The sequence below is a fragment of the Bdellovibrio sp. genome, from assembly GCF_036384735.1.
Classification (GTDB): domain Bacteria; phylum Bdellovibrionota; class Bdellovibrionia; order Bdellovibrionales; family Bdellovibrionaceae; genus Bdellovibrio.
This window is the reverse complement of the sequence record NZ_DASVLT010000032.1, coordinates 70225-80427: the sequence shown is the minus strand read 5'-3', so window position 1 is coordinate 80427 and position 10203 is coordinate 70225. Positions and strand designations below refer to the sequence as shown.

General features: G+C 46.3%; 11 protein-coding genes. 2 read left to right on the top strand and 9 right to left on the bottom strand.

Annotated elements, in window-relative coordinates:
- The 5 genes from VF412_RS09200 to VF412_RS09180 all read right to left on the bottom strand — a co-directional run.
- Positions 1-1317 (bottom strand): CFI-box-CTERM domain-containing protein (locus VF412_RS09200; RefSeq protein WP_331338941.1); only part of this gene is annotated, 1317 nt, incomplete at its 3' end.
- An 89-nt stretch (positions 1318-1406) separates the two neighbouring features.
- Positions 1407-2420, bottom strand: a complete 1014-nt coding sequence (locus tag VF412_RS09195; RefSeq protein WP_331338940.1) for an aspartate-semialdehyde dehydrogenase — start codon at positions 2418-2420, stop codon at positions 1407-1409.
- Entirely contained in the window at positions 2401-3264 is an 864-nt protein-coding gene (gene pssA / locus VF412_RS09190; RefSeq protein WP_331338939.1) for a CDP-diacylglycerol--serine O-phosphatidyltransferase, read from the bottom strand. The genes VF412_RS09195 and pssA overlap by 20 nt, the downstream gene beginning before the upstream one ends.
- A 9-nt stretch (positions 3265-3273) precedes the next feature.
- Positions 3274-3939 carry a hypothetical protein gene (locus tag VF412_RS09185; protein WP_331338938.1) on the bottom strand — a complete coding sequence of 222 codons (666 nt, stop codon included), beginning with the start codon at positions 3937-3939 and terminating at the stop codon, positions 3274-3276.
- A 197-nt stretch (positions 3940-4136) separates the two neighbouring features.
- Positions 4137-4646 carry a hypothetical protein gene (locus VF412_RS09180; protein WP_331338937.1) on the bottom strand — a complete coding sequence of 170 codons (510 nt, stop codon included), beginning with the start codon at positions 4644-4646 and terminating at the stop codon, positions 4137-4139.
- 142 nt (positions 4647-4788) lie between these two features.
- Between VF412_RS09180 and VF412_RS09175 the strand changes: the two genes are divergently transcribed.
- Positions 4789-5823, top strand: a complete 1035-nt coding sequence (locus tag VF412_RS09175) for an immunoglobulin domain-containing protein (RefSeq protein ID WP_331338936.1) — start codon at positions 4789-4791, stop codon at positions 5821-5823.
- A gap of 48 nt (positions 5824-5871) precedes the next feature.
- On the opposite strand, the gene VF412_RS09170 is transcribed toward VF412_RS09175, so the two are convergent.
- Both VF412_RS09170 and VF412_RS09165 read right to left on the bottom strand, forming a co-directional pair.
- A complete protein-coding gene (locus VF412_RS09170) occupies positions 5872-6276 on the bottom strand; it encodes a biopolymer transporter ExbD (RefSeq protein WP_331338935.1) in 405 nt (134 codons plus the stop codon).
- A gap of 2 nt (positions 6277-6278) precedes the next feature.
- Entirely contained in the window at positions 6279-6908 is a 630-nt protein-coding gene (locus tag VF412_RS09165) for a MotA/TolQ/ExbB proton channel family protein (protein ID WP_331338934.1), read from the bottom strand.
- Between the two features lie 78 nt (positions 6909-6986).
- On the opposite strand from VF412_RS09165, the gene VF412_RS09160 reads away from it, so the two are divergent.
- A complete protein-coding gene (locus tag VF412_RS09160) occupies positions 6987-8810 on the top strand; it encodes a sulfatase-like hydrolase/transferase (RefSeq protein ID WP_331338933.1) in 1824 nt (607 codons plus the stop codon).
- Position 8811: 1 nt separating this feature from the next.
- Here VF412_RS09160 and VF412_RS09155 read toward each other — a convergent pair whose 3' ends face one another.
- A complete protein-coding gene (locus VF412_RS09155; protein WP_331338932.1) occupies positions 8812-9261 on the bottom strand; it encodes a hypothetical protein in 450 nt (149 codons plus the stop codon).
- A gap of 260 nt (positions 9262-9521) precedes the next feature.
- Entirely contained in the window at positions 9522-10202 is a 681-nt protein-coding gene (locus VF412_RS09150; protein ID WP_331338931.1) for a hypothetical protein, read from the bottom strand.
- Position 10203 lies beyond the last annotated feature (1 nt).

The window sequence follows — 10203 nt, the reverse complement described above, 5'->3', positions numbered from 1 at the left end:
CCATAAAGCTGCCGCCATGATCGCAAGGCTGATCCAGAATCCAAATGCCACACTCATACGTGCAAATAACAGTAACGGCCACAACAACGAACGCACAACTGTCTTGGCCGTTTCATTGCCAGCAATCATGTTCGCGTATTTCGGGCTGTACTTATAATAAGTCTTTACGAACTTTTGCCCCCACGCGAATGGCAAAAGATATTTGTTACGGAAATCGCGGAAGCTTTGAACTTCCGGAGCCATATCACTGCCCCAAGCTGCCGTTGCGATAAAGCAGTGTTTGTCATCAAGAAGTCCAACGACTGGTTCCGGAGAAGTACAGAAGCCCGACTGAGCACCAGCCGCCGGAAAATCACTGGTCTTCGTAAAGTAGTTGATGATCCCAGTTGCATCTTGGCTAGCCATCACAAGGCAATAGCGAACACCATTGGTAAGACCCGTGATACGATCATCCGCAACCGGCGGAGTCGCATTCAAATTCATCGCTAAACTAAAGTATTCCGAAGCACTCGTAATCCGGCTTAAAATAGTCAGATCATCTTCAGTGCTTTGCTGCTTATCATAAAAGAACAAAAGATTCGTAAATTTCGAACTGGCATTCGGTGACGCCGGAAAGTTGTTCGCCGCTGTCAAATCTTCTGCATAAATCTTTCCATCACCAGGATACGTCGTAAAATGACAGAACCCGTAATTTGTTCCGTCATCCCCATTGAGGCAGTCCGTGTAATTGGCCGTGGTATTGGCATTACGAAAGACAACGTGAACTGTTGTATAACTGGAAGCTCCGCTATTGCTTGGGAAACCGACCCAAACATCAACACTGCCATCACTGCTACAACTTGAGCTTGCGCCCGACGAAAAGTTGGTACACAAGGTCGCCCAGGGAATTGTCGTCGTAAACGATGTCGCCCCTGTCGTCCAGTTCGGCGCGCTGTCTAAAATTACGCCGGAACTACTAGTCGCCCGAATCTCTGGCGCAACTGTCGCTGATGTGTCAGTTGTAGTAAAAGTTAGAACGACGCTACCATTGACAGAAACATTGTTATGATTACAAGTGGCCAGCGAAGTTTGGCTCGCACAACTATCACAAGTATCTGTTGTCGAAGCGGGCGTACAAGTCCCCGCGATACCTCCATAGATATATGGAGTCACCGTTGTCGTCGTGCCATTTCCAGTCGTCGTGCCTTGAGTGGAACCAGTGAGATCGACCAGTGAAGCACCCGCCGCTTGAGTGAGGGTAATATCCGCCAGCGCGTTTGCTGAAAAAAGCAAAAGGGTTGAGGCGATTAAAGGTAATGTAAGCTTCCTGCTCGACATTCTTATATCGCACCATTAGTCCGGGCCATTGTCAAAAAGACTGGACCGCCCCGACCTTTGTCAGGACACTTTTTCGGTGCTTAGTGACGCTAGGTAAAGAAGATTTGTTCGGCGATTTGGATTCCGTTCAATGCGGCCCCTTTGCGGATGTTGTCAGAAACAACCCACATCAACCACATCTTCGGATCTTCGGGATCGCGGTGAATACGCCCCACATAAACCGGGTCTTCACCTGACACCTTATGCGCCAAAGGATAAACGCTTTTCTTAGGATCATCTTGAACGACAATTCCCTCGAAATTGTGGAGCGCTTCCAAAATTTGCTCCTGAGAGGTCTCTTTTTTCAAAGTGACCCAAACCGATTCGCTATGAGCATTCAAAGCTGGGACACGAACTGTAAAGGCGGATACCTTCAGATTTGGCTGACCTAAGATCTTACGCGTCTCTTTCATGATCTTTACTTCTTCAGAACAGAAGCCTTGATCGTTAAAAGAACCGATTTGCGGAATGCAGTTGAACAAAATCTGATGCGGGAATGTTTTCGGAGCGTGCTCGTCCCGTTCATGGTTCGCCGTCTGAGTTAGCAACTCGTCGTAACCATCTTTACCCGCGCCGCTGACTGCCTGGTATGTGCTAACGCGCACTTCTTCCAAACCGAATTTGTCTTGAAGAGGCTTCAACGCCACTACCAATTGGATAGTTGAGCAGTTGGGATTTGCGATAATTTGTGGTTTGGAATCCTTGTTCACCAAATGACCGTTCACTTCAGGAACAATCAACACGGTATTTGGATCCATACGGAAAGCGGCAGAGTTATCGACAGCGAAAGCACCAGAAGCGACGGCCTTTGGAGCCCACTCTTTAGAGATGTCATCACCTGAAGAAAAGAAAACCAAGTCGAGACCATCAAAGCAGTTCTCTTTCAGAACTTGGCAAGGCCATTCCTTACCTTGAAGAGAGATCTTTTTGCCCAAGGAATTTTCAGAGGCAAAAGGGCGAAGCTCCTCAATCGGGAACTCGCGCTCGGCAAGGATGTTCATAAATGTTTGGCCGACCATTCCGGTCGCGCCAACAACACCGACTTTAAGTTTTCTTTTTGTCATCTGGCTTGCTCACTTCTTCTTCCTCATCTTCGAGGACTAGATCGCTTTCATGAACTGAAGCGGGAGCATAAACACTCGGTTTGATCTTGCGAATGTTTTTACCAAGTTTAAAGACACCAAATACGGCACCTAAAGCCGCATAGCTCATGAACAAAACAAATAGCATCACTTCCGGACGAAGAGCGACAACAACAAGGACACCTACGCCAAGGATCAAATAGCGGAATGGAAGACGCTCTTTCAAATCCAAATCTTTGAAGCTGCGGAAACGGAAGTTGCTGACCATGACGATCGCAAGCAAGATTGTCATGATCAAAAGACCATAGTTCCCCATCGGCTCTAGTTCCAAATCTTGGAATGCCAAAACTGAAGAAGCCACAATACCTGCTGCCATTGGAATTGGCAGACCTTGGAAATAGTTTTTCTCGACAACGCCCGCTTGAACGTTGAAACGAGCCAAACGCAAAGCTCCGCACGCAACGAAAAGGAAGCACGCGACCCAACCCAAACGACCGAATGGCTGAAGAGCCCACAAGAAAAGCAAAACACCCGGAGCCATACCGAAGCTCACAAGGTCGCACAAAGAATCGTATTCAGCACCGAACTTACTTGTTGAACGAGTCAAACGAGCCAAGCGCCCATCGAGTTGGTCAAACACTGCCGCAACAACAATTGCGTAAGCTGCCCAAAGATAGTTTCCTTTGATTGCTTGAATCACTGCGAAGAAACCCGAGAACAAGTTCCCAGTGGTCATCAAGTTTGGAAGAATGTAGATGTACATCGCCAAGCGCTGTGCTCTGGCATCTTCGGAATCAATATTGTGGTGTGTGTATTCTGTTGCCATGCCGGGAATCTACCCGACGTTGGCAAAAAATCCAAAGAAATAAAATAGGATAGATATTCCAATAGCACTCATAAGAGGGAGAGTCAGATTGTCATCGAGCTTACCAATTGGAATAAGTTCTGCGAACGCGCCGACCAAGCCAGCAAGCAAACTCACGACAATCAGTCTGTCTGTAAGATAGTTGTGAGCCAAAAGATAAATGAGCGTTAAGATCATGCAAACAAAGAACGCTGCCATGAAGCCTTGGATGGATTTGTGGCCAAAGATTTTATCTTTACCGTACAAAATTCCAAAGTAGCTTGCGATAGGATCCGCGAAAGCCAAGAACAACAAAGTCAAAGCCACGACGGGACGAGGAAAAACGATATCAACAAGAAGAACGCCCGTGAGAAGGAACGTTGTACCCGCCAAATTTTTAGCCTCACTTTGGCGCATAATTGGTTTGAACGCGTGTAATGCCCAATCATTAAGTGCTGGATATCTTTGACGCAAAAAATCGAAAGGCACGAAAAGACACCAAGCGACCGCAAGAATCGTCATCGATACTGCGGGCGGCATATAAACGTAAGCTAGGAACATAGTAAACACGCCCGACATGTGCCAGATTTTTCGAGCATAGTGAATGTCCGAACGCTTCTTTAGATCCACGGTTTGAGTCAGTCCTTCTAAAATCATTCGGCGCTACCTTAAAGTGAGGCCTCCCTAGAATCAATTTAATTGATCCTACTCTGGCCGAATGCATTAAGTGGTCGATATTCTTTGGGCTTATTTAAATCTAAGAGCGAAAAGTAGGCAATCAAAACCCACGCATTGAGACAGGGTTCTGTCAGGGTGCACAGGAAAAGGCTTAACTCCGAGGAGTGGTCGCGTTTTTAGATATTAATTGAAGTCACGTGAACGACTTCTTCAACGGACTTACCAGAGCGCTCGCGATAGCGAATCGCGATTTCGTTGTCTCCGTTTTGAAGTTGGATAAGGTCCGTTTGGTATTTATCAGTACCGCGTGGGAAGATCGAGGCGGTGTAACCGTTGCTTTTGTTCACAATCTCAACTTGGCCTTCGTTGAAACCTTTCACGCAGCTCTTACCCTGAAATTGTACAAAGTTTCCGCGCACAGAAACTTTGAACGCGCCTTTTTTTGAGCAATTCAGATCCATCGAAGTGAATTGTTCCAAAGCCGATTTCAATGATACCGCATCACCTTGAGGAACGCTTGCGGGAGTACGCTTATTCGACGCCAATACAGATTGCGAAGCCACGGCTGGAGCCACGGAAACTTCCTCTTCTTCTGTCAAAGAATAAAATGTGCGTGCTCCCAAAAGAACAACAAGCACCAAAGTGACTGCAATGAACTGAATGTCTGAAGGCTGACGTTTAAACATGATGTGATCTTCATCGGAGAAGCACGTCAGGACTTTAGGCGTATCATTATGAGATTTCAGAACGAATTGTGGAAATACCATCTTAAGTACAGCTAACAAGACTCCGATAAATACACACATCAGGATTTCGGGGGATGGAATCATGAAAGTACGTTTTCTCAAAAAGAAGCGACATTTCCGCGTCATGTCGATTGTGGCGATGATGGGGCTCATGATCGTTAGCTTTCAAAATTGCGCTCCTCAAGCAAATTGCGGAAGCGTGGGTTCTGCATGCACGAGCGAAAGCTCTTCCACCTCACCTACGTCGGGAAGCTCGAGCTCTGGTTCGACTCGATCTTCAAATCAAAACTCTCCAAATCTAGTCATTGGTGGAGGCAGTTCTAGCTCGGGTTCGGGCTCTGCAAACAATGGTGCCATCCAAATCGGTAGTGGTGTCAGCTCTGGAATCTCGGCCTCTGGCGGTTCCACTTCATCAAGCTCTGGTTCAAATTCAGGTTCGTCTTCCAGCGGCGGCACAGGTTTCCGCATCGTGACTCAACCTTCAAGTCAGACTGTTTATGAAGGACAAAACTTTACAATTCAATTGGGTGTCACAGGCGGCTCATATCCTTATTCGTATCAATGGTACAAAGATGGTGCTGCGATCACTTCAGGCCTTGGCAAGTACTCAATGTATGCAGATGTTGCCGATCGTTGGACTAAAGAGGGCACCTATTATGTGGTGATTAGGGACTCTTCGGGCGCGACTTTAACGAGCGCGAGTGCACGCATCGGCATTGCTGAACAAGCGATCGGTTGCAATGCAGGATCTTACTTCACTTACACATCCTCAACTTATGATACAGCTTATCAGTATTTCAATTTGTACTTCGATGGTCCTCGCGGAAAATATCTTTTGAATCAAAGCTATGACTTCGCAAACATTCTGTATGCTTACGCAAGTTATTCGGGCTTGAGATCATGGTCTATCGGGGCTTTGCCGTACTTGGGCCAAGTCGCAATTTCTTGCACACAATCCATCCCGCGCATTCATACAGCTACGAACAACTCCTGCGTTTCGTATGTTGCTGGAGCTGTGAACTTTGAATGTCATAACGGCAAATTGAAGTTTATCTCTGACACCTGTCAGTTGGCTGATAACGGCAACTGCGGCGGCGGTGGAGGCGGCGGCAACTAAACAGTCGCGCAAACTAAAAGGCCTGCTTATCGCAGGCCTTTTTATTTCTTATTTTTTATCGATGCTGATCGCGAATTTCTTCACTCCAGCGGTTTTTACGATATCCAGCAAATTAACAACTTTTCCATGCGGAGTATCTTTATCCGCAGAAATGATGGCTTGCACTTCCGAATTCTTTTGAACTTCCTCAAGAGCTTTCGCTTTCACGGCATCTTCGTTGACGAAAGTGCCGTTCAAGTTAATACGTCCATCAGCAGTCAAAGCGATATTCAATTTGCTTGGAGCTGTCTGATCGCCGCTCGCCGCTTTCGGCAAGTTCACGTTGATCGTTGGCTTAATAAACATCGGGGCTGTGACCATGAAGATGATCAATACAACCAGGATGATATCTACCAACGGGACAACGTTAATATCCGCGATGGCGTCGTTATCTTGTCCCGTTTTCATTGCCATGGTTAAACACCTTTTTTCTTAGCGTAAGCGAGGCAAAGCTCTTTCACGCTTTCAAGACTTTGGAAAATTCCACGAACTTGCTTGCTGTAGTAGTTATAGAAAATAACCGCTGGAATCGCCACGAAAAGACCTGCTGCCGTCGCAACAAGGGCCATCGAGATACCAGCCATAACAGTCTGTTGTCCCGCTTCCGGTGACTGTGCTAAATCGTTGAACGCTTTCATGATACCCAAAACCGTACCGAACAATCCCACGTAAGGAGCATTCGAACCAACAGTCGCAAGGAAGTTCAAAAACTTCTCAAGCTCTGGACGTTCCGTTAAAGCAAATGTGTTGAAGATTTCTTCCAAACCTTTGCTGCCCGACTCTTTCATGTGCTTCATTGCATAGCCAGCTGCGCGGCCTTCCAACCAGCTCGGGTCTTTCGCAAGGTCTTCTACATCCTCTACGCTATTGCTTTGCAAAGCCAGTTTGATGCGATTACGAACACGTTGAGATTCCGCCGACACCTTCTTAAGTGCAAAGAATCTTTCTAGAATCATACCGATGCTCAAAACACTGAGGATAAGCAAGAACCAAAGAACGACTTGGTCCAATAGATGTGCGACGGTAAATATTTTTTCTGCGAGCATGATGTGAATTCCTCCAAATCTTTGACCTTATAAGATTATTGATCCATTATCTCTAGATCGATGACACACGGTCAAGGTATGCAGAGAATCATTTTAATCTTCACACTCTTCCTGTTGAGTCTAGTCCAGCTCTCTTGTCAGGTAAATGACAAGCCCTCTGTATTAATCATCGCTGTCGATGAGCTTTCAGTGAGCGACGTGAACTGCAATCAGGAACAACCGAGTGAAATACACAGCGGCTTTCACTTGCTTTGCAAAGAGTCAGTGCGCTTTACCCATGCCTACACTCCGTCAACCCTAACAGTGCCTGCGTTGTCCTCGGTGTTAACAGGTCTTTATCCTTTTCAACACGGCATCCGTCATAATGGAGGTCCAGGTCTAGCTCCCGAGTTGGATCTAGCACCTGAGCTTGCTCTGCGTAAAGAATATCGCACGAGCTTTTTCTCGGGAGGGGCCCCCGTTTTTCGTCGCACGGGTTTAAATCAGGGATTCGAAGTATTTGATGACAACCTGATTCCGAATTTTTCAGCGTTATTTCGTCCATTTAAAAAAGATGCCGCGCAATTTCTGCAGTGGTTAAAACACGAAGCTAACAATGCTCCGTTCTTTTCCGTGATTTATGTGCCGGATTTGGCGTTTTCCACGACGGTCACCACAACGGATCTTGGCGAAACACGAAACTTAAGTTTTGAAAGCCAAGTAGATGAACTCGATGAATCTCTTTATGAGTTCATTCATCAAATGAAAGCTGCGGGGCGATGGGATAAAACCACAGTAATCCTTGTGGGCCTAAGTGGACACAATACTGCAGACCGCACGGGCGAGCTTGCTTCGACAAATTTGCACAGTGAAAATACTCAAGTGGCTTTATTGATTAAGCCCGCACAAAGTAAAACTCGCGATGAGGCCATCTATTGGAAGATCGACCAAAACGTCAACCTTGTTGACGTGGGCCGCACCCTTTATGACCTATTAGGCGAGACTATTCTTGATGATGAAAGTGCCGATTTCCCTAGCCATTCTTTATTAAGTGTCTTGAAAAATCCGACGACTCATTGGCCTGAAGAACGTCCGATGTTATTGGAATCTGGCTGGGCAATGTGGAGAAATGCCGGTCCTTTAAGAACCGCCGCTATTTCCAATCACGTGTTGCTCATCAATGATCAAAGCCCACGCCTTTACAACACACTGGTGGATCGCTTTGAGGTGAATCCGCTTCCGATGTTGCAAGAAAGTATTTTGCCAACAACAAATAAACTGCAAAGTTTGTTGCGCAAGAATCAGTTTCCCCCTTATGAGCCACCGAACTCAGAGTGGATGAACAAAATGAGCATCTCTTATTCCCGCTGGATGCGAGCGGATCAAGAGGCACAACTTCTTCGCGATTTAAAGCGTCTTAGCACAAATCAAAGTCGCAGCCTTGATTTGCAAAACTGGGCGGCTCAAATTGCTCTGAATCAAAAGGACTGGGACACATTAAAATCTTTAGGAGTTCGCAACAAAGTTGCACTTTGGCAGTACGTCAGCGAGAAAAATCTCAATATCAAAAACGCAAAGACCGACGACCCTTGCATTGCTTTGTTAACGATGAAAGAGCTTGATACGCCCCATTTGAAAGCATGCAGCGATCCGCTCTTCCTTGAAATGGTAGATTGGATTCGCGCTGATGTTCGTGGTCTTTCCAAAGAAACTCAAAGAAAGAAATTCGAACGTTCATTTAAAAGTTACATGTTAGATCAAGAGATTCAGCGAACGAATATCGCCATGGGACTCGTGTGGGACACATCAAGGGACAATATCTTTGCACCTTCCCGTGCAGAGCTGGCTTTGCATCTGCCCGAACTCGCAAAAGTGCGAGCTCAAGCATATAAAGCTCTCGCCACTATCGACGAAGAGGATTGATTTATTTTCTAAGCTCTAAACCATCACAAGAAATGTGTGGATCAAACGGAGTATAACTATGCTCACCCCACACCATGCGTTGCACTTGAAAGCGAGCCAAACCTGTCAGACGATTCCTATTTAAACTGCCCTCGATATCATCACTATAGACAGAGCCGTCCGCAGGATCAATCTTCGGAGTTTTAGTATAGGTCCCAACATAGTTTTCCTTCACCGAGAAAACCTTCTTTGCGACCAGTTCTGGCGCCACTTTTCCACCAATAGTAAGGATTAAAGAAATAGAGTCATCACCCATCGCCGTGATCTTGATTTCGCAGTCTTTACCAGACACAGAATCCTGCGCAACAAGGATGTCGCCCGCTTTTAGATCAGAAAGACCCGTGGCCATCGCAAAACTACCAGAAGTTAAAAGCGCCAGGGCCATCAGGCTCTTCGAAAGAGTCGAAATCATAGGTCCTCCCAATATTTTTAAGACATGATTCTGATAGCGAAGGTTGTGCCAAGGAAAAACTTCCCTCGATCAGAGACCCTTTCGCTTTGGTGCTTCTTAGGATGTCTAAAAGCTGATCAGTTACCGGAATCAGGCAGTTTTATGACGTCTTTAAGGGATAAGGTTTTCACAAGAACACCAGTGTAGCCACCGCCAGCGCTCATCCATCCGCCACGTTTAAACTTCCTGCGAACAAGTGGTTGTTACAGGAATAAAATAAATTAAACTGCTATGAGCCCCAACCAGAACGGAGACTCTGGGGATTCTTGGATCATGCTATTTGTAATAGCACTCAAATCTTGTTGATAGGACTCACGGCCCCACAAAGATGTCGCGACAGAGTTACTCGCCAACAAAACCAACTGATCACCCTCGCGCACGTAAGTGTGACCGCATTGAATATTGCAAGTCGGATCAAGCCCCAACAATTGCGCTGGCAACGGAGGCAAAGGATTCATATTGTCTTGAAGCTCACTTGAAAGATCCAGACCTATAGAAAGCGGTTGCATATGCTGACCGTTTCTTTGCAAAAACAAACTTGGACATCCGACATGGGCATACGCCACTTGCGGGCCGCGCTTAAATAGTGTCAGGACTTCGACGCCAGAAAAATATTGATTGCGATTTTCACCGCGATAGAGAACGTCATTCGCAATCAATATTGAGGTGCGCACGTAGTTCACTTCGTCAGTAAGACACGTCAAAAACTCGAATGGAGAAGTCACTTCAACGTCGGCCTTAGCAGCACTGACGTACTTCACCACCTCGTCGACAACACGTTGTGCATGTTCAGGTTGACCCCACGACGTTGCCACAACGACTAAAGAGCCGTCATCCTCTGAATGAATCAAAGGTTTCGGGCGCAGGATTTTTGTGCTGTAAGATCTTTCCTGCAATTTCATT

Bases quoted from the DNA above. Each gene is read 5' to 3' on its own strand.
- VF412_RS09175 (WP_331338936.1), top strand. From the start codon at position 4,789: ATGAAAGTACGTTTTCTCAAAAAGAAGCGACATTTCCGCGTCATGTCG.
- VF412_RS09160 (WP_331338933.1), top strand. From the start codon at position 6,987: ATGCAGAGAATCATTTTAATCTTCACACTCTTCCTGTTGAGTCTAGTC.
- VF412_RS09150 (WP_331338931.1), bottom strand. From the start codon at position 10,202: ATGAAATTGCAGGAAAGATCTTACAGCACAAAAATCCTGCGCCCGAAA.
- VF412_RS09195 (WP_331338940.1), bottom strand. From the start codon at position 2,420: ATGACAAAAAGAAAACTTAAAGTCGGTGTTGTTGGCGCGACCGGAATG.
- VF412_RS09180 (WP_331338937.1), bottom strand. From the start codon at position 4,646: ATGTTTAAACGTCAGCCTTCAGACATTCAGTTCATTGCAGTCACTTTG.
- VF412_RS09165 (WP_331338934.1), bottom strand. From the start codon at position 6,908: ATGCTCGCAGAAAAAATATTTACCGTCGCACATCTATTGGACCAAGTC.
- pssA (WP_331338939.1), bottom strand. From the start codon at position 3,264: ATGGCAACAGAATACACACACCACAATATTGATTCCGAAGATGCCAGA.
- VF412_RS09185 (WP_331338938.1), bottom strand. From the start codon at position 3,939: ATGATTTTAGAAGGACTGACTCAAACCGTGGATCTAAAGAAGCGTTCG.
- VF412_RS09170 (WP_331338935.1), bottom strand. From the start codon at position 6,276: ATGGCAATGAAAACGGGACAAGATAACGACGCCATCGCGGATATTAAC.
- VF412_RS09155 (WP_331338932.1), bottom strand. From the start codon at position 9,261: ATGATTTCGACTCTTTCGAAGAGCCTGATGGCCCTGGCGCTTTTAACT.